At 72.1% G+C, this 19,424-nt stretch carries 8 protein-coding genes, 1 tRNA gene and 2 pseudogenes; 3 read left to right on the forward strand and 8 right to left on the reverse strand.

The annotated features are described in order from the left end of the window. Positions 1–195: 195 nt before the first annotated feature. Positions 196–648: pseudogene (locus OG936_RS32230) on the reverse strand (DUF309 domain-containing protein); the annotation flags it as partial. Positions 649–756: 108 nt separating this feature from the next. Between OG936_RS32230 and OG936_RS32235 the strand changes: the two are divergent. Both OG936_RS32235 and OG936_RS32240 read left to right on the forward strand, forming a co-directional pair. Next, the gene (locus OG936_RS32235; protein ID WP_406499463.1) at positions 757–3,390 is read left to right on the forward strand and encodes an ATP-binding protein; all 2,634 of its coding nucleotides are present in this window, start codon (positions 757–759) and stop codon (positions 3,388–3,390) included. 50 nt (positions 3,391–3,440) lie between these two features. Continuing rightward, positions 3,441–3,514 (forward strand) — tRNA-Pro (locus OG936_RS32240). Between the two features lie 99 nt (positions 3,515–3,613). Here OG936_RS32240 and OG936_RS32245 read toward each other — a convergent pair. Next, positions 3,614–3,960 (reverse strand): annotated as a pseudogene (locus OG936_RS32245) (tyrosine-type recombinase/integrase); the annotation flags it as partial. A gap of 96 nt (positions 3,961–4,056) precedes the next feature. On the opposite strand from OG936_RS32245, the gene OG936_RS32250 reads away from it, so the two are divergent. Then, positions 4,057–6,288, forward strand: coding sequence for a protein kinase domain-containing protein (locus OG936_RS32250; RefSeq protein ID WP_406499464.1), 2,232 nt, complete (start codon positions 4,057–4,059; stop codon positions 6,286–6,288). Positions 6,289–6,735: 447 nt separating this feature from the next. On the opposite strand, the gene OG936_RS32255 is transcribed toward OG936_RS32250, so the two are convergent. The 6 genes from OG936_RS32255 to OG936_RS32280 all read right to left on the reverse strand — a co-directional run bounded on the left by OG936_RS32255 (position 6,736) and on the right by OG936_RS32280 (position 19,369). Further along, a complete protein-coding gene (locus OG936_RS32255; protein ID WP_406499465.1) occupies positions 6,736–7,515 on the reverse strand; it encodes a thioesterase II family protein in 780 nt (259 codons plus the stop codon). Next, positions 7,512–9,173, reverse strand: a complete 1,662-nt coding sequence (locus OG936_RS32260; protein ID WP_406499466.1) for a condensation domain-containing protein — start codon at positions 9,171–9,173, stop codon at positions 7,512–7,514. The genes OG936_RS32255 and OG936_RS32260 overlap by 4 nt, the downstream gene beginning before the upstream one ends. Next, positions 9,170–13,189 carry a non-ribosomal peptide synthetase gene (locus tag OG936_RS32265; protein WP_406499467.1) on the reverse strand — a complete coding sequence of 1,340 codons (4,020 nt, stop codon included), beginning with the start codon at positions 13,187–13,189 and terminating at the stop codon, positions 9,170–9,172. Before OG936_RS32265 ends, OG936_RS32260 begins: the two co-directional genes overlap by 4 nt. Further along, positions 13,186–16,692 (reverse strand): amino acid adenylation domain-containing protein, encoded by a 3,507-nt coding sequence (locus OG936_RS32270; protein WP_406499468.1) that lies wholly within the window; start codon positions 16,690–16,692, stop codon positions 13,186–13,188. Before OG936_RS32270 ends, OG936_RS32265 begins: the two co-directional genes overlap by 4 nt. A 230-nt stretch (positions 16,693–16,922) precedes the next feature. Further along, positions 16,923–17,642: a response regulator transcription factor gene (locus OG936_RS32275; protein ID WP_406499469.1), complete on the reverse strand. Its 720-nt coding sequence runs from the start codon at positions 17,640–17,642 to the stop codon at positions 16,923–16,925. A gap of 203 nt (positions 17,643–17,845) precedes the next feature. After that, a complete protein-coding gene (locus tag OG936_RS32280) occupies positions 17,846–19,369 on the reverse strand; it encodes an MFS transporter (protein ID WP_406499470.1) in 1,524 nt (507 codons plus the stop codon). Between the last annotated feature and the right edge of the window lie 55 nt (positions 19,370–19,424).

Here is a 19,424-nt window from a genome sequence, read left to right on the forward strand (position 1 = left end):
GCCCTACCGGTCTCCGGGCCGCAGACAAGGCGCCTCCTCGGCCGCGTCGACGGGCCGCACACCGGGCACCGGTCCACCGGCCGCGCTCCCGGCACCTCCGCGTGCCACTGAGCCGCCGGCCGCGCTTCTGCCCCCGCCGCGTGCCACTGAGCCGTCGGATGTGCGTCCGCCCCCGCCGTGTGCCACCGATCCGTCGGCCGCGCTCCCGCTTCGGGGCTGCTCCACTCGCGCCGCCAGCTCCCCGGCCCAGTCGATCAGCCCGTCGACCCCGATCCCATGGGGCCGGGTGGCAGCGAACGCCGTGAGCGCCGCCGCGCCCCGCCGCAACAGCCGGGCCCCGCCCGTCGTGTTGCCCCGGGCCGCATGCGTGAGCCCGACGGCCAGCTGCGCAAGCCCGCGCCACAACTCCCGTTCCGCCACCGGCCCCGACTTCCACGCGTCCTCGAACACCTCGTGCGCGTGGAACGGCATCCCCGCGTCCAGCAGCCGCTGCGCCTCCCGCAAGGTCTCCTCGGGGGTACGGACCACCCCCTCCGGTTGTCGCTCCACTCCCGGTGCCCCGTACGGCAGCGGGCGTCCCAGCCCGTCACGGGGACGCGCGTTGCGCGCCCGGCCCTCCGCGTCGCGATCCCTGCGAGTCTCGTCCACCCCTCGATTGTGCCCCGCACCTGCGGCGAACTGTCCGAACCACTGTCCGTCGACCCCCGTGCCCGACTAGTGTCGACAGGCATCCGCACCACTTTGGGGAGGGTAGGGATGAAGCAGTCCCGGCCGCTGTACGAGCGCGAACCGGAACTCGCCGCTGCCGCACACGCCGTGGCCGCCCTGTGCGGCGCCCAGGCAGTCGGCGGGCTGCTGATCTTCAGCGGCGAGGCCGGCATCGGCAAGACGGCGCTGCTCGCCGAGATCCGGGCGATGGCCGCCGACCGCTGCTCGGTCTGGTCCGCACGCGGCGGTGAAACGGTCACATCCGTGCCGTTCCACGTCGTGCGCCAACTGCTGCAACCCGCTCTCGACCAGTTCCCGCCCGACGAGGTGCGGACCCTGTTCGGGCCCTGGTACGAAATCGCCGCGCCCGCACTCGGACTCGCCGAACCGAGCGGTCCCCAGCCGGATCCGCAAGGTGTACGGGACGGCCTCGACTTCGTCGTCTCCCGGCTCGCGTCCCGACTGAGCCACCGCCCGCTGCTGCTCGTCGTCGACGACGCGCACTGGGCGGACGGCGAATCCCTCGCCTGGCTCGCCTCGTTCACCGCCCGCCTCGGCGAACTGCCTGTCCTGGTCGTCCAGGCCCACCGGCCGGAAGAACTGGCGGCGCGGCAGGAGGGGAGCGGATCGGGCGGCGCCAACCCCTCCCAGGTCCGGGTGGCCCTGCGCGCCCTCACTCCGGACGCAACCGCGGTACTGGTCCGCGCGGCCCTCGGCGAACACGCCGACGACCCGTTCTGCCGCGAGGTGTGGGCCGTCACGGGAGGCAACCCCTACGAGGCGGTCGAACTCGTCGCCAAGGTCCAGGACCGCGAACTGGTGCCGCTGGAGGAGTCGGCCGGGCTGCTGCGCGAACTCGGCGCGTCCGCCCGCGGCAGCGGCCTCGTCGCCCGGCTCGAACGGCTCGGCACCAATGCCACCCGGTTCGCCTGGGCCGCCGCCGTCCTCGGCACGGACATCTCGCAGGATCTCGCCGCCACCCTCGCCGGAATGAGCCCCGCCGAGGCCGCCGACTGCACGGCGCGGCTACGCGAAGCCCGTATCGTCACCGGCTTCGACCCGCTGGAGTTCGTCCACCCGCTGATCGCCACCGCGGTGTACCGCTCCATCCCGCCGGCCACCCGCACCGCCTTCCACGGCCGGGCGGCGTGGGCGATCACCCGTGCGGGACTCGGCCCCGCGGCAGCCTCCCGCCACCTCCTCGAAGTGCACCCGGACAACGACCAGGATCTGGTCGGCCAACTCCGCGAAGCAGCCGGACAACACCTCGCGGTCGGTGCCCCGGAGGCCGCCCGCCGCTGCCTCGAACGCGCGCTGGAAGAACCACCGAGCCAACGCGACAAGGCCACCCTGCTGTACGAACTGGGCTGCGCCACCCTCCTCAGCTCGCCCGCCACCACCGTCCGGTATCTGCGCGCCGCCCTCGACATGCCCGGACTCTCCGACGACCAGCGCGTCGACGCCACCTACCGGCTCGCGGCCGCGCATTCCCACAACAACCAGCTGAAGGAAGCGGCGCGCGCCCTCGCCGCGGAGGCCGCGCGCACCGCCCCGGGCCCCGGCCTGATGCGGCTTCAGGCCGCCCACTTCCTCTGGGAGGGCATGCAGGCGTCCGAGGACGATGGACCCGCCCGTTCCGCCCGGCTCGCCCGGAATGCCGACCACCTGTCCGGCCGCGACAACGCCGAGCGCGCCCTGCTCACCATTCGCGCCTTCGACGCCATGATGCGGGGCGAGAACTCCCAGCTCGTCGTCGACCTCTGCGAACGCGCCCTGATCGACGGCCATCCCGCACGCGGCCTCGGCTGGACCGATACCGAGTGGGGCTTCGAACTCCCGACGCTCGTCGGCATCACCTACGCCTTCACCGACCAGCTCGACCGCGCCGAGGAGCTGTTCGGCGAGGCCGTCCGCGCCTTCGAGATCTCCGGCTGGAGCGGTGCGCACCTGGCGTTCGCGCACACCCTGCTCGGGCTGGTCCACCGCCGCCGCGGCCGGCTCGCCGAGGCGGAGGGCTTCCTCCGCGAAGGACTGCGCCTCGCCGACCGTGTCGGCAGCGGACTGCCCGTCCACTGGGACGCGGCCTGTCTGCTCATCGACACCCTGGTCGCCCGCGGCCGGGTCACCGAGGCCCGTCAGATCGCCGACCGCTACGACTTCGGCTCGCCCTACCCCAGCGCGATGGTGCTGCCCGACGCCCCGTGCGTACGCGGCCGGCTGCTGCTGGCCGAAGGCCGTACCGAGGAAGCGGTCACGGAACTCGAAGCGGCCGGTCAGGCCCTTGAACCCCGTGGCAGGTTCAACGGCGTATGGGCTCCCTGGGCGGGCGACCTCGCCCGCGCCCTGGCCGAGGAGGACCCGGACCGTGCCGCCCGGCTCGCCGCCTCGGCCCGGGCACATGCCGAACGCTTCGGTACGGACACCGCGATCGGCGAGGCCCTGCGCTGTGTCGCCCTGTTCGCGCGCTCCGAGGAGGCCACGCATCTGCTCGCCGAGTCGGTCCGCCACCTGGAGGCGTCCCCGTCCGCGTACGAACACGCTCTGGCCCTCGCCGACTACGGCATCGCGATCAGCTCCCCGCGCGAACTCGCCAGGGCCCACAAACTGGCCACCGCCTGCGGCGCCGAATCCCTGGCAAACCGCGCCCACCAGGCACGGGCGTCGATCGGGGCCGCGGAGTGAGGTAATGTTTGTCCTGCACGGCCACCCGGGTACACCGGGATGAATCGCATCGGGACGTGGCGCAGCTTGGTAGCGCACTTGACTGGGGGTCAAGGGGTCGCAGGTTCAAATCCTGTCGTCCCGACTGGAGACAGTCGCAGGTCAGGGCCGGTTTCGGAGAAATCCGAAACCGGCCCTTGGCCATTCTTGGGGACCATTTGGGGACCGGCGCCCTTGACTGGCCTCAGCGGGTCATGACGATCGGACTCGGCAGGGAACGCGGTGCGCGGAGCACGCCGAGGCGGGCGGAGAGCGCCGCCCCGGCGGCCGTGATCTTGTGTACGTCCGGGGGAGGTAGCGCTGGGTGGTGGTCAGGAAACCGTGGCCGGCGATCGGTCGCAGTACGTGGATCTGGACTCCTGCGTCGGCGAACCAGATCTGTCCAGTGTGCCGGAGGCCGTGGCGGCGCAGGTGTTCGTGGCCGAGCTTGGTGACCACGTCGTCCCAGTGGGTGGCGTCGCGCGGGACTGCGGTGGAGATGCGTCCGCCGCGCGGACCGGTGAACAGGCGGGCGTCGGGGTCGGGCCCGCTTTGCTCTGCCGTACTGCCCTGCGGCTAGTTTGTGTGCAGGACAGGTACGCAGACCCGTGGCGGCAGAGGTGCACGGGGGACGGGAGGTCGGGAAGAGTGTCGCTGCGCGGAGGTGATCCAGCCGAGATCGGCGGTTATCCGCTTGAGGCGCGGCTCGGCTCGGGGGGCATGGGCACGGTCTTTCTGGCCCGTACGAGCTCGGGGCGACCTGTAGCGATCAAACTGATCCACCAGCAGTTCGCGGGGGACGACGAGTTCCGCATCCGTTTCCGGCAGGAGGTGGCGGCGGCGAGGCGGGTGAGCGGTGCGTTCACCGCCGCCGTGGTCGACGCTGCCCCTGAGGCCGAGCAGCCGTGGATGGCGACGACCTATATCGAGGGGCACACGCTCGCCCAGCGCATCGCGGCTGAAGGCCCGCTGAACGGAACGGAGCTGAGGAGGCTCGCCATCGGGCTGGCGGAGGCACTGCGCGACATCCACCGGGTGGGGGTCGTCCACCGTGACCTGAAACCCTCGAACGTCGTGCTCTCGCCCGAGGGCCCGCGCGTCATCGACTTCGGCATTTCGCGCGCCGTGGACCAGCAGACGCTGACGATGACAGGGCGGGTCATCGGTACGCCGCCCTTCATGTCGCCGGAGCAGTTGCAGTCGCCGCGTGGTGTGGGGCCGCGGTCCGATGTCTTCTCGCTGGGGACGCTGCTGGTGTACGCAGCGACGGGCCACGGGCCCTTCGACGCGGACAGCCCATACATGACGGCGTATCAGGTGGTGCACGAGGAGCCGTCGCTGGGTGCCGTGCCGGTGGCATTGCGCGCGGTCGTCGAGTCGTGCCTGGACAAGGAGCCGAAGGGGCGCCCCTCGGCGGACGAACTCCTCGTGCTGCTGCGGGACCTGCCGGCCGACCTCGGTGGGACCGACGCGAACGGGGTTGGAGCGGGCCGCACCCGCGACATGATCACCCAGCATCACTTCGCGACGCGGGCCACCCCGGCGCCGACCACCGCCCCGGCCGGTCCCGATACAGGGAGCGCCGGCACCATCGGCCGCCGTCTGCGTCGCCGATGGCGTCCTGTGCTCGCGGCCGCGGTCGCGGTGGCAGCGATCGGCGGGGGAGCCGCCGCACTGAAGGGGGGCGGCCTCGGGGGGAACAGCGGCGGTGACAAGGGCAACGGCGTTGCGGCGCCGGGTGCCGCACTTCCGGACGGCTTCGAGCCGTGGCGCAGGACCGTGCAGGGCGGTAGCGAGGACATCCCCGACGAGTTGCGTTGCGTCGCGCGCGGCGACGCGCTGTTCTGCGGTGGCGGCGGCGTTGTCGCGACCCGTATCAGGGCCCTGGACGGCTCGCGGGTGTGGACGGCGAAGAGCCCGGGCATCCCCGTCCAGGGCATGCACCTGGTGGGCGCCACCGACGATACGGTGCTCGGTTACCGCTTCGCCGCCCAGAACGCCCCGCAGGATCCTCCCAGCGAGGTGGTGGCCATCGACGCGAACAACGGCCGGGAGCTGTGGTCCGTGCCGTCCGGCGCCCAGTCGCAGGCCGTCACGGGCCGGACTCAGGACGCCCTTGTGGTCGGCTCCGCCGTCGTGACGGTCGACGCTTCCAACTCCCGCTTCGAGGCCCGGGACGCGCACAGCGGTGAGGTCGCCTGGACGACGTCGTTCCCCGCGGGTACGCAGTGCGCTCCCGTCCCGGTGGGCCCGCAGCTCGTCGCGATGTGCGCGACGAATGCGGAGCTGGATGCCCCAGAGGTGCGCCACCCCACCCTGTATACGGTCGACCGCGCCTCGGGGACACTGGGCAGGCCCATCGCGGTTGACGGCCCCGCCGTGCCGATGGGCGTCGCCAACGGCAAACTCGTACTCTTTCTGGGGCACATGGAGGGAACGGCACTGGCCGGCTACGACGGGGTGGCGCGGGTCGACCCGGCCTCGCGGAAGGTCACGTACTCCCGGCTGGCCAGGACATACGCGGGGACGCCCGGCATGGCGGACGGCACCCTCTACGTGAGCAGGCAGACCGGTCTCGTCACAGCGCTCGACCCCGCGACCGGCCGGAAGAAGTGGTCCCGGCAGACGGGCGTTGAGGGCGCGTCGGGTCCCGTGGCGGGAGCCGACGCGTTGTATTTCAGCTCGGCCACCGGCCGGGTGGTCGCGCTGTCGCCGCACAATGGCACACCCCTGTGGACAACAGATCCGCAGGCCGATGGTTTGACGGGCGAGCAGGGCGCAAGCCCGCGCGTGACCGTCGCGGGGCGTGCAGTGATCGTGGCCGCGGCCAATAACACTCTCTTCGCCTTCGACGCGCAGAAGCCGCCGAAGTCGGGCTGACCCCGGGGAACCGGCCGCCGGCCGCCTTCCTTGCCGTGCGGACACTTCAGCGGCGGTTTGTTGGCAGGGGGTCAGCGTCGTAGTAGGCCGGTAGCAGAGGAACGTCGCCTCGCCGCCCGGAGGGCTGTGACGACCCGTCGTCTGCCGTGTCCGCCCGCTCCGGGGCCGCTGGATGCCTATGCGGCACGCTTCGACGACCTGCTCTCCACATTGGCACAGCGCCGCGGGTTCCGTGAGTACCCCGCGGGGGCTGCTGCTGCCGCGGGACCGGAACAAGACCCTGACCTGCCCGGCCGGCACGGAGCCGGTGGCCGGTGCCCAGCACCCCTCGGTGCAGCGGCTGCAGTTCTTCCTGTCAGAGTCGACGTGGGACCACGAGCGGGTCAACGCCCGCAGGGTGGAAATTTGGACGTTCATGCCGCGACGCCGGCCTCCGGTCGTACCTGTTCACGAAACGCCCGCCGCTCGCAGATGTTCCACCAGGAGACCGGCTATGTCGGCCGTGTGGTCGTTCAGGAAGAAGTGGCCTCCCGGGTAGACGGTGAGCGAGTGCGAGCCGGTGGTGTGGTGCCGCCAGTCCACCAGCTCGTCCGTCGTGGTGCGGGCGTCGTCCCGGCCCGCGAGAACAGCGATGGGACAACTCGGTTCGGGGCCGGAGCGGTGGCGGTACGTCTCGATCGCCCGGTAGTCGCCGCGGATGGCGGGCAGCACGGTCCGCATCAGGTCCTTGTCGGCGAGGATCTCGGCGTCCGTGCCGTCGAGGGTGCGCAGGTCGTCGACGAGCCCCGCGTCGTCCTTGAGGTGCGTCCACTCGTCGCGCAGCCTGGACGGTGCTCTGCGACCGGAGGCGAAGAGCACCGCCGGCACCGTGGCCGAGTCGTGTTCGAGCAGCCGGGTCACCTCGTAGGCGACGACCGCGCCCATGCTGTGGCCGAACAGGGCGAGCGGTCTGCCGTCCAGGACGGGCAGCAGTTCCCGGTGGACCTGTGCGGCGAGCGCGTGCACGTCGTCGATCAGCGGCTCGTTCCTGCGGTCCTGGCGGCCCGGGTACTGGACGGCGAGTACGTTCAATGATGGGGCCTGACACGTGAGTTGCCGTGAGAGGGGGAAGTATGTCGTGGCTGAGCCGCCTGCGTGCGGGAAGCAGACGAGGTGGGCGCGGTGGTCCGGCGTCGGGTGGAAGCGCTTGAAGCAGCGGGAGCCGGTGGCGAGGTCGAGCATGTTCATCGGGCGACCTCCGGCAGCTGCTCGGGCGAGGCGATCCGCGGGGGACGTGACCAGCTGTCCGGTTGAGCGGCCAGCTCCTCCAGAAGCGCCCCGTAGGCGTCGAGCATGGTGTCGATGAGCCCCTCGGGAAACAGTTCGTCGACCGCGTCCCAGGCGAGCACCACCTCGTCGCCGACCTTGTACACCTGGTGGTCGAGCCAGACCTGCGGCGTCTGCGACAGCATCCAGGTCCACTCCCCGAGGGCCGCCTCGAACTCGGGGCCGACCCACTGCGAGTCGAGGTTGCAGGCGAACACCACGGGGGCACCGACCCGTTTGTCGCGGCGGGCTCTGCGCAGGTCCCGCAGCACGTTGAGGGTGGAGTACTCGGCGTGCGAGGCGTTCTGCTGAAGCTGGCGTTGCAAGGCGCGGGCCCGATCGGCGAACGGCATCGGGTGTGCCGCGTCCACCCGCAGCAGTACGAGATTGGTGAAGTCGGCGACCATGCCGGGCACTTCGGGGGCGAGGGGCTGCCGGTCGAAGAGCGGGACGTTGAGCAGGAAGTCGTCCGTCTCGCTCCAGGCGGCGAGCACCTGCGCGTACGCGGTCGCGAGGACCATCGCGGGGGTCAGGCTGTATTCCCTGGCCCGCTCAGTGATCGACTCCCAGGTGGCCTTGCCGAGGGTGAGGCGACGGCGGCTGAACCGCGACCGCGTCACCTGCTCGGGCCGCACCGCGAGGGGCAGCGCGGGCCCTTGCGCGGGCAGTTGCGGCAACTGCTCCTGCCAGTAGGCGCGCGCCCGGCCCGCCGGGCTGTCCGGGGCGGTGAGCGGGCCGCACCAGGACCGGTGGTCCTCCAGGTACTGGCCGAAGTCGTAGGCGGGGGCGGCGGGCAGCGGCGTCCCGGTGTAGGCCGTCGCCAGGTCGGCGAGGACGAGCTCGATGCTCGCTACGTCCGCCACCAGCAGATCGATGTTGAAGTGGATCCGGGTGCGGCCCGCGGGCAGCAGGGACAGCTGCACGTCCAGCGTCTCGGCGGCGGCGACGTCGAGCACGCGGTGCGAAAGTCCCTCGCGCACCTCCTCGGCGCGGCGCCGCGCGTCCTTGTCCCCGTACGAGGTGAAGTCGTGCACGGTCAGCCCGGTCCACCCGCTGTCGGCGAGGATCTGCTGGCGCCCGTCGTCGAGGAAGCGGGCCCGCAGCATCGGGTGCCGGGCGATCACCGCGCGCACGGCCGACTCCAGGCGGCCGCGGTCCACGCCCTGCCCGTCGAACTCCAGGTACGCGTGGCAGGCGACGGACCCGAGGGCCATGCCCTGGCCCCGGCCGATCCAGTACGCCTGCTGCACGGGGGTCAGCGCGAACGGGTCCCCGGTCGAGCGCCGTGCCGGCCGCTGCGCGGGCACCACGGACGCCGGCGTCGCCCGTCCCGCGGTGAGCAGCGCGTGCCAGCGCTCCACCGTGGGCTCCTCCGCGAGATCGCGGAACGTGGTGGTGGCACCGGCCTTACGCCAGGCCCCGGCGAGGCGCATCATGCGCATCGAGTCCATGCCGTACGAGATCAGGTTCCGCTCGTGGTCGATGACCTCGGGCGCCATGCCGAGGATGTCGGCGACGGCCTGGCGGACGTCGTCCCGGGTGAGGCCGAGGACCGCGGCGTCGGTGGCGGTGTGGGTCACGGCAGCTCCTTGGTGAGGTGGGTGCGGGCGGCGGGTGGGCCCGCCCACGCCTGGACGCGTTCGGCGACGGCGGTGAGCCGGTCGCCCGCGACGATCGAGTAGTGGTCCTCGGGGTGGACGTCCACCTCCAGGCGGGGGCAGAGGTTCAGCCAGGCCGGTACCGGATCGGCGCGCTCCACCTGTCCTGCCACGAACAGCAGGACCGGTGCGTCGAGCTTCTGCGGCCGATGGGCGTCGAGGGTCGCCAGATGGTGAGCGTGGACGTTCTTCAGCAGCGCGTACTGGTCGGCGCCCGAATCCGGCGGCAGCAACCCGTGTTCGACCGCCGCCCGCACGGCCGCCTCCGCCAGGTCGTCCTCCGGCGCGGCGCGCACGGCCGCTTCGAGGGAGGCCGGCAGACGCCCCCCGGCCAGGTCGGTCAGGAACTCCGTGTGCCGCTCGCGCTCGGTGCGGGTGCCGCGGACCTCGGTGAGGTCGCTGTCGATCATGAACGTCGCGACTTCGTGGCCCTGTTCGGCAAGTTGCGCCGCGACCTCGTGGGCCAGGATGCCGCCCATCGACCAGCCGCCGAGCAGGTACGGCCCTTCGGGGCGCAGCGCCTGCAGTTCCGCACGGTAGGCCCGCGCCATCTCCGGCACGTCGGCCGGCAGCGCCCGTGCCGTGCCCCGCGCGAGGGCCGCGCTCTGGAAGGCGTGCACGGGGCCGTCCCAGGCCCGGGCGAGCGGCGCGTAGGCCGCCACCGAGCCGCCCACCGGATGGAACAGGAACAGCTCCCGCCCACCGGACCGGCCGCCGCCGGGCAGCGAGACGAGGCTTCCGGTCCCCTCGCCCGGACTCTCGTACTGTGCGATGCGTGCCGCGAGCGCCCGCACCGTCGGGGCCTCGAAGACCTGGCCGAAGGAGAGCCCGGCGCCGAGATCGGTCCGGATCCGGTTGACGAGGCGCAGGGCGAGCAGCGAATTGCCGCCCAGCGAGAAGAAGTCGCTGTCCGCGTCCACCGACGGCACCTCGAGCAGCTCCGACCACAGGGCGCAGAGCCGCTGCACCGGACCGTCGTCGCCCGGTGTCGCGGGCTGTGTGTCGTCCGCGGCCGTCGGGGCCGTGGCGGCGAGCGCGGCGAGGGCGCCCTTGACGTCCACCTTGCCGTTCGGGGTCAGCGGCAGCGAGTCGACCACCTGGAGCCGGCCGGGTACCAGATAGTGCGGCAACCGCGCCCGCAGATGGGCGAGCAGCTCCCGGGGCTCGGGCCGTGCGCCCTCGGCCGGGACGACCAGGGCGGCCAGGCGCCGCTGACCACCGGCCGTGCTCACCGCGTCGACCGCGCTGCGCCGCACCGCCGGGTGATCGAGGAGCGCCGCCTCGACCTCACCGGGTTCCACGCGGAATCCCTGGATCTTCAGCTGCCGGTCCTCACGGCCCAGGAACTCGATGGTGCCGTCCGGCCGGTAGCAGCCCAGGTCCCCGGTCGCGTAGAGCCGCTCGCCGGTGACCGGGTGCGGTACGAAGCGGTCGGCGGTGCGGTCCGCGTCCCGCCAGTAGCCCCGGCTCAGGCCGGCCCCGCCGATGTGGATGCGGCCCACGGCCCAGGGCGGGCGCACGTCGTAGCGGTGGTCGAGCACCCGCATCGTCTGGTTGCGCAGCGGCACACCGTACGGGACGCTGCGCCACGCGGGGTCCGGCTCCTCGATCTCGTGGATGTTCGACCAGATCGAGGCCTCGGTGGCGCCGCCCAACGCGATGAGCCGCACCTGTGGCCACCGTTCCCGCAGCAGGTCCGGCAGGGTGGTCGGGATCCAGTCGCCGCTCATCAGGAACGCCCGGATCGGTGGCGTGCCCACCCCGGGCGCCGCGCCGTCCGCTTCGGCCATCATCTGCGCCAGGGCGGGCACGGAATTCCACACCGTCGCGCCGAACGTGGCGGCCGTCTCGGCCCAGCCCAGCGGGTCAGGACGGGCGCTCGCCCGCGGCAGCACCAGGGCGGCCCCCGCGGCGAGGGTGCCGAACACGTCCCACACGGACAGGTCGAAGCTGAGCGAGGAGATACAGAAGACCCGGTCTTCCGGGCCGAGTCCGACCCGCTCGTTGATGTCCACCACCGTGTTGAGGGCGGGGCCGTGCTCGATCATCACGCCCTTGGGCAGCCCGGTGGAGCCCGAGGTGTAGATGATGTACGCGAGATCCTCCGGCCCGCTCCCGGGCGCGGTGAACGGCCCCGGTGCCACCGGGGCCGCGTCGACGCACAGCACCGGCCGGTCCCCGAGTCCGCGAATCCGCTCCACAGCCGCGGGCTGTACCAGGACGGCCGGCGCGGAGCAGCCGTCCAGCAGATGGGCGATGCGTTCGTCCGGCAGGGCCGAATCGATCGGGCAGTACGCGGCCCCGGTGCGCAGCACGCCGAGCACGCCGACGATCTGCTCCCAGCCCTTGGCCATGACGACCGGCACGACGTCACCGCGGCCGACGCCGTGCCCGGCGAGCGCGTGCGCCAACGCCCTTGAGCGCAGCTCCAGTTCGCCGTAGGTAAGGGTCCGTTCGGTGGTCAGGACGGCGGGCGCGTCGGGGCGCAGCGCCGCCTGCTCCAGGAATCCGTCCTCCAGACGCCCGGCCGGGGGGTCCGAAGGCGCCGGGTTGAGGGCCGCGACGACGGCCCGGTGGGCGTCGGGCACCGGGTCGGGCCGTGCCGCGGCACCGTCGGGGGCCGCCAGGGTGTCGAGCATCCGGGCGTACGCCGCGAACATGAGGTCCGGCAGGCCGGGCGCGAATGCGTCGTCGACGGTGTCCCAGATGCAGTCGACACCGCCGTCGGCCCCGTCGTGCAGCTGGTTGTCGATCAGGACCTGCGGCGTGCGCAGATCGCTGTGCACCTCGCGGCAGGCGAGGCGTCCGTGCCGGGCCTCGGGTGTCTCGCCGTGCTGCCGTCCGTGGGCGGATGCCGGCGAGAGCATGCTCGTGAACACGTACGGCAGCGCGGCGCGCGAGGTCCAGCCGCGGCGTGCGGCCAGCTCACGGGTGATGCGCACGCCGGCCACATCGGAGTTCTGGAGGTCCTTGACCACCTGACGCTGCAGGTTCTGGGCGCGGGCGAAGAAGTCGTCGCCGGCCAGCAGGTCGACCTCGACCGGGAGCGTGGCCCCGAACTGGCCCATGACCCCGGCCGCCTCCGGCCGGGCGGACGCCCAGTTCTGGTGCAGCATGTTCAGGCAGAAGTGCGGAGCCGACGCCCATGCGCCGATCGCCTCCGCGAACACGTGTAGCATCGCCGAGGTGGCGAGCACGCGGTGCTTGCGGAACGTCGCGGACAGGGCCGTCCACTGGGCGCGGCTGAGCCGGTGGACGCGCCGGGTGAAGCGCACCGGACGGATGGCCGACGTCTGGACGGCGAGGGGCAGTCGGGGCGCGTCCGGCAGGGTGTCGAGGCGCTGTTCCCAGTACCGCCACTGGGTGCGGTAGGCGTCGCTGTTCTCGTGGTCGAGCAGGGCGAGGAGGCAGTCGCGGTAGGTGTGCTCCGGGCGGTCCGGCGCCAGGCCCGGATCGTGGTAGTACGCGCGCCACTCGTCCATCGTCTGCCGGATGCCGCGCCCGTCGAGCAGCAGTAGGCTCATGGCGATGTGCGCGCGCACCCGGCCGGGCCGCAGCCGCTGCACGACCACGTCGAACAGGGGCCAGCGCGTCGGGTCGACGCCCTCCTCGCACATCCGTCGCCGCGTCCGGGCGAGCGCGTCCTCCTGCTGCCGCATGTCGAGGCCGGTCAGATCCGTGACCGTGAACCGGTACGGGCCGGTCTCCCCCTCGGTGAGCACCCGCTGTGTCCCGGACGCGTCCACCACCACCCGCAGGTGGTCGTGGCGGCGGATCAGCCGGTCGACGGCAGCCTGGGCACGGGCCACATCGAGGTCGACCAGGTCCAGTTCGACGTAGTAGCCGGGTTGGAAGCCACCGAGTTCCACCAGGTCGGACGTGCCCACCAGATACGCCTCCTGAAGAGGCGTGAGCGGGAACGGCGCGTGCCGGCTCATGCGCCGACCTCCGCCCGTGCGGCCAGCACCCGGGCGAGTTCGGCGATGGTGGGGGCGTCGAAGAACATGTCGATGGCCTCGTCGCCCACCTCGTTCAGGCCCAGTTCGGTTCGGAACCTGCCGACGATGCGGACCGCGTGCAGCGAGTCGCCGCCCAGGTCGAAGAAGTTGTCGTCGATGCCGAAGTCGTCCCTGCCGAGCGCGTCGCTCCAGATTTCGTGCAGGCGGCGCTCCAGATCGGTGTGCGGCGCCGTGTGGTCCTGCGTGGACGACTCGCGCCACGGTGAGGGCAGTGCCGCGCGGTCCACCTTGCCGTTGGCGCTCAGCGGCAGCGCGTCGAGGGTGACGAAGTGGTGCGGGACCATGTACTCCGGCAGCAGCTCGCCGAGCGCCTGGCCGAGCCGCGACACGTCGAGGACGTTGCCGTCGTCCGGTGCGCTCGCGACGATCACGTGCTGGGCGAGCGCGTCCACGACCGGGGGACCGTCCGGCACCGACGCGGCCCGCCGGAATCCGGCGGCCGCCAGCTCCTCACGCCACTCGGTCACCGAGAGCAGGGTCGCGGACCGCTGGTCCTGGTAGTTCCCGAACCCTTCCAGGAACGCGAAACTGATCATGTTCAGGGGGGAGTTGACCGTGCCCTCGACGAGGACGAGCAGGCCGCCGGGGGCGAGCAGGGAGCGTACGTGCTTCAGGGTCCGGCCGAGGTCCTTCGCGTCGTGCAGCACGTTCGCGGCGACGACGACGTCGAACGCGCCCAACGCCAGGCCCTGTTCCACCGGGACGCCGTCGATGTCGTACAGGCCGTAGTCGACGAAGGGGTGCGCGGACGCGTACCGGCTGCGGGCCGACTCGGTGAACGCCGTAGACAGGTCCGTGAAGAGGTACTCGACACGGTCGGCGGGGAGCGCGGGCAGCACCTGGTCCGCGGTGGCGCCCGTGCCCGCGCCGAGTTCGACGATGCGCACCTTGCGCCCGCCGGTGAATTCGTCGACGAAGCGGCGCACGGCCTTCGCCGCGACGCGGTTCTGCAGCAGGGCCGCGGGATTGTCCGCGTACAGGGCCTTGGTGACGCGCCAGTCGCCGTCGGGCAGCAGCAGCTGCAGCGGCCGCACGGCGCCGGTCAGCAGATCGAGCTGGCGGCGGATGCAGCCGGTGAAGTACGCGCTCAGCTGCCGGTCCGCGTCGGCCGGTGACAGGGCGTCGAGTTCCGCGTCGATCCGGGCGTCGAGCGCATCGGCGTCGAGCGCGTCGGCGCAGCGGTACTCGCCCGGTCGGGCGGTGCGGCCGAGGATGCCGGCGTCGGCGAGCACGGCCAGCCACTGGTCGACCAGGCCGCGGTAGTGCGGGCGTACGCCGCACCCCTCGACGACCGAGTCGGCGGTGGCCGTGGCGCCGGCCGCGGTGAGGACGCCGAGCCGGGCCAGGTTGCGGGCCATCACGGTGGGCGCGAGTGCCGCGAGACGGTGCCACATGTCCCGGAACGTCGCGACGGCGGGCGCGAGTTCACCGGTCGCGGCCGTCAGCTCCTGGCCCGCCGCGTCAAGGGCCCCGGTCCAGGCGCGGTCCGCGTCGAAGTCGGGGGCGGGCCGCTCGGCGGTGTGCTGTTCGCCGCCGCCGGGCTGCTCGGGCACCACGTAGGCGACGAGCTGGCCCCGGTCCGTGACGGGGTTGGTGGCGACGGTGACGAGGGCCTCGTGGACGCCGGGGCGGCGGCGAAGCACGGCGGCGATCTCGTCGAGCTCGATGCGGTACCCGTTGACCTTGACCTGGGTGTCCTCACGGCCGAGGAACTCGATGTCGGCGCCCGGCAGGTACCGGCCCACGTCGCCGGTCCGGTACAGGCGCTCCCCGGTCACCGGGTGGGTGACGAACCGCTCGCGCGTCTTGTCCGCGTCCGCCCAGTAGCCCTTGGCCACGCCGACGCCGCCGATCCAGATCTCGCCGGTGGCCCACACCGGGCACGGGTCGAGGCGGTCGTCGAGCACATGCATCGTCTGGTTGGCCAGGGGCTTGCCGTACGGAATGCGGCTCCACTCCGCGGGGACCTCCTCGATGGGGTGGTGGATCGACCAGACCGACGCCTCGGTCGCACCTCCCAGGCTGATCACACGCGCCGTCGGGAACACCGAGCGCAGCGCGTCGGGCAGCGTCACCGGGATCCAGTCCCCGCTGAGCATCACCAGGCGCAGCGGAGCCGTGGCGGGCACGGGCGTGGGGGCCTCCAGCCAGACGCGCAGCAGCGCGGGCACCGAGTTCCACACGCTCACGTCGTGCCGCTGGACCAGTTCCGACCAGTGCTCCGGGTCGTGGGCGCGGCCCGGCGCGGGCATCACCACGGCGGCACCGGCGGCCAGCGCGCCGAAGACGTCGTACACGGACAGGTCGAAGCTGAGCGAGGACAGGGCGAGGATCCGGTCGTCGGGGCCGACGCCGAAGCGTTCGTTGATGTCCTGGATGGTGTTGACGGCGCCGCGGTGGTCGATCACCACGCCCTTGGGCCGGCCCGTCGAACCCGAGGTGAAGATGACGTACGCGAGGTCGGCGGGGCCGGGCCGGGCGGCGAGGGGGCCGTTGGCCTCGGCGCGGACCTCGGCGTCATCGAGGGTGATGAGACGGATGTCCTCGGGCCACTCCAGTTCGTCGCGCAGGCGGGGCGTGGTGACCACGGTCCGCACGAGGCCCTGCTCGATGAGCTGGGCGCGGCGCGCGGCCGGCCACTGCGGGTCGATCGGCAGATAGGCGGCGCCGGCGAGGGTGACGCCGAGGACCGCGGGGACCTGGGCGAGGCCCTTGTCGATCACCACGGCGACCAGCTGGCCCGGCGGCGTGCCGAGAGCGGTCAGACGGCGGGCGAGGCGGCGGGCGTCGGAGACGACCTCGCGGTAGGTGAGCCGGGTGCCGTCGTGGGCGATCACGGCGGGGGCGTCGGGGCACTGGACGGCACGGTCCTCGACGAGTCCGCACAGGGTGGCCGCGGGCAGGTCGGCAGCGGTGTCGTTGGCGGCGGCGCGCTCGGCGAGCTGCCAGGCCGGAAGGTCGGCGATCCGTCCGGTGCGGTCCCAGGCGGTGGGGTCGTCCGCGAGGAGTTCGAGCAGCCGCTCGCAGACGGCGGTGAGTTCGGCGTCGATTCCGTGCGGGAGCGACCCCTTGGGTATCTCCCATACGACGGTCAGGCCGGCCTCGCCCACGGCCGTGTGCCAGACGGGGCCGGTGCGCAGCGCCGGGTCGCCGGCCTCGTCCGCCTCGCGGACCAGCTGCTCGTGCATGTGTTGTGCGCGGTCGGCGAACGAGGCGCCGTCCGGCAGGTCGCACAGGACCTCGCGGGGCGTGGCGGTGCCGGGGCGGGTGACCGCGAGCGCGAAGGCGCAGTGGCGGGCCCACAGCCGGACCGCGTCGGCCGTCGCGGTGACCAGGACGGCCGACACGCCGATACATCGCTCGGCCGCACTCTGTTCGATGCGGTCAAGCGCTGCGGACGATATCCGGGACTCGATCCGCACCCGGGGGGCATCGCTGGTGGACGCCGTTCCGACGACGGGAAATTCCGGAGCAGAGTTCTTTGCAAAGTGAATTACTAGGCCGTTTGCTGTGACACTTCTCTGCGTCACGTCAAGGCGGTATTCAGTCATGACGAATCTCCTTGGGGAGCTGTTTCCGCGTAACGATGAGCCGCCCTTCGTTCTGTGGGGCGGACCGGGGCAGGTGGGGCGGAAATGGGGCAGAGGTGGTGTCAGACGGCCGCGCTGTCGGCGCTGTCGAGATCGAGCAGCCCGCTGCGCAGTGCGACGGCTACCGCGGAGGCGCGGTTCTGGCAGTTCAACTTGCTCATCACATTGGCCAGATGCCGTTTCACGCCGTGCTCGGTGATGCCCATGCGACGGGCGATACGGCGGTTGCTCAGTCCCTGGGAAACCGCCCAGAGCGTCTCGCGTTCCCGTTCCGTCAGGCGCGGACGTGCGGCCTCGTTGCCCGAAACCCCTGATGCGAGGCGGACGACCTGGTGAAACGCCTCGGAGGACACGGTGATCGTCCCGCGGGAGCGCGGCGTGAGCACCTCGCGCGCCGAGGTCTCCTTGAGGTCCTCCAGGCGCAGTACCGCATGGGCGAGCACCCACTGCGCGGTGTCGAGCTGATCCTGCATCAGCGAGCGCAGGACCAGGACGACATGCGTCGCCGGGTGGAGCAGGAGCGGGCTGAGTAGCGGCAGGTCGCGCACACCCAGCGATGACGGCAGCACCAGGGTGACCGGACCGGTCACCGAGTCCGACGGGATGTCAGCGGCGCAGGCGGCCGCGAGTACGGACTGGGAAAGCCCGCTGTCCAGGGCGAACTGCCTGAGCAGCAGTCTGGAAGAGGGGTCGGGATCGATGATCAGAATGCGTCGACAGTCCGCATCCTTTGTTTCGGCCTCCCCCTCGGATCTACCGATTTTCTCGAACCCCTTCTGCAAGTGCCCTCCCCGTGTCGTCGCTTTCAGCCAAACGGCGGCCATAACTATTCGACAGAGAAGTGACGGAGTCAAGTGGGTATCGAAATGAGAGTTTGCTCCTCTGTTCATCAAAAAGGGCATGTCAAATCGCCCCACCGGATTTTCTCCGGAAGGGCGATTTTCGCGGCTCATGGGGCCGCGCCCGGCGGGCGCGGCGTCTTGGGTCAGTGGGCCATAATCGGTCCCGCCGACGGGTCGGGGCGCTCCTTGGGCAGCAGCGTCAGACCGCCCACGGCCGCGACGACCGAGATGACCGCACAGGCCACGAAGGCGTTGCCGAAGCCGTCGAGCGAGGGGGCGCCGGCGCCTTCCAGGCCGGCCCCCGCGACGGCCGCGACCACTGCGATGCCCAGCGAGGCGCCGAGTTCGTGCGCGGTGTTCACCAGACCGGAACCGAGCCCCGCGTCCAAGTGACCCACGCCGTGCATGGCGCTGGTGATGGCGCAGACGAAGCCGATCCCGAGGCCGAAGGAGAGCAGGGCGAACCCGGGCAGCACCTCGGCCCAGGCGTTCCCGCGGTCGACGCCGGACAGCAGCAGACCGCCGACCGCAGCGATGACCAGGCCCGAGGCGGACGTCACGCGCCAGCCGATCCGGGCCACCGCCTGGGAGGCCAGGTGCGCGCCGATGGTGGTGGCCAGCGCCGCCGGGAGGAACATCAGACCGGTGCGCAGGGCGCTGTAGCCCAGCACGTGCTGGAGGTAGAGCGAGCACAGGAAGAATCCGGAGATCAGTACGCCCGCAGAGGCCAGCATGACCAGGCAGCCACCGGCCATGGAGCGCCGTGCCAGGAAGGACAGCCGCACGAGGGGGGAGGCCGTGGCGCGCTCCGCCAGCACGAACAGGGCCGCGCAGAGCGCCGCGGCGAGCAGCGGGCCCCAGGCGGCGGCGTCGCCGAAGCCGTGGTCGCGCGCCTGCACCAGGCCGTAGATGAGCAGAGCGGGCGCCGCCGTCATGGTGAGCGCGCCGGGCAGGTCGATGCCCTTGTGGCGGCCGCCGGGCCCGGTGGTCGGGCCGTCCTCCTTGACCAGGACGGGCACCAGGAGGAGCACGATGAGGCCGATCGGCACGTTGATGAAGAACGCCCACTCCCAGCCCGGCCCCGAGGTCAGCACGCCGCCGAGGAGCACGCCGAACGCCGCGCCCGTGCCGCCGATCGCCGCCCAGACACCCAGGGCGCGATTGCGCTCGGGGCCCTGGAACGTGGCCATCACCGTGGCCATGGCGGCCGGGGAGAGGAAGGCGGCGCCGACACCCTGGGCAGCGCGGGCGGCGATCAGGGTGCCGCTGCTTTCGGCCAGTCCTGAGAACAGCGACGCCACGGTGAACAGGGCGAGGCCGCCGAGGAACGTACGCCGGCGGCCGAGGAAGTCGCCCAGCCGCCCCCCGAGCAGCAGCAGACTGCCGAAGAGCAGCGTGTACGCGGTGACCACCCAGGTCATCGCGGCCGGCGAGAGGGTGAGGTCGTCACCGATCGACGGCAGCGCGACGTTCACCACGGTCACATCGACGATGAGCATGAACTGGGCCATGCACAGGAGCGTCAGGATCACCCAGCGGCGCGGGTTCGGCGCTGGTGGGGCCGGGTGTCCGTGCCCGTGGCCCTCGGGCTCCTCCGCGTGTTGGGCGTGCGGCTCGTCGCTCGGCTGCCCGTGTGCAGTGATCCGGGCTTGGCTCTCCGGTGTCACCGGACGCTCCTTAAGTTGAACACCACTGTCATGGTTACTGTAGGGCTTCGACTCG

Origin of the sequence: Streptomyces sp. NBC_00846 (assembly GCF_045207325.1) — a bacterium.
GTDB lineage: Bacteria > Actinomycetota > Actinomycetes > Streptomycetales > Streptomycetaceae > Streptomyces.

Excerpts from the sequence above, each read along its gene's own strand:
- OG936_RS32235 (WP_406499463.1), top strand. The coding sequence starts at position 757 with ATGAAGCAGTCCCGGCCGCTGTACGAGCGCGAACCGGAACTCGCCGCT.
- OG936_RS32255 (WP_406499465.1), bottom strand. The coding sequence starts at position 7,515 with ATGAACATGCTCGACCTCGCCACCGGCTCCCGCTGCTTCAAGCGCTTC.
- OG936_RS32265 (WP_406499467.1), bottom strand. The coding sequence starts at position 13,189 with ATGAGCCGGCACGCGCCGTTCCCGCTCACGCCTCTTCAGGAGGCGTAT.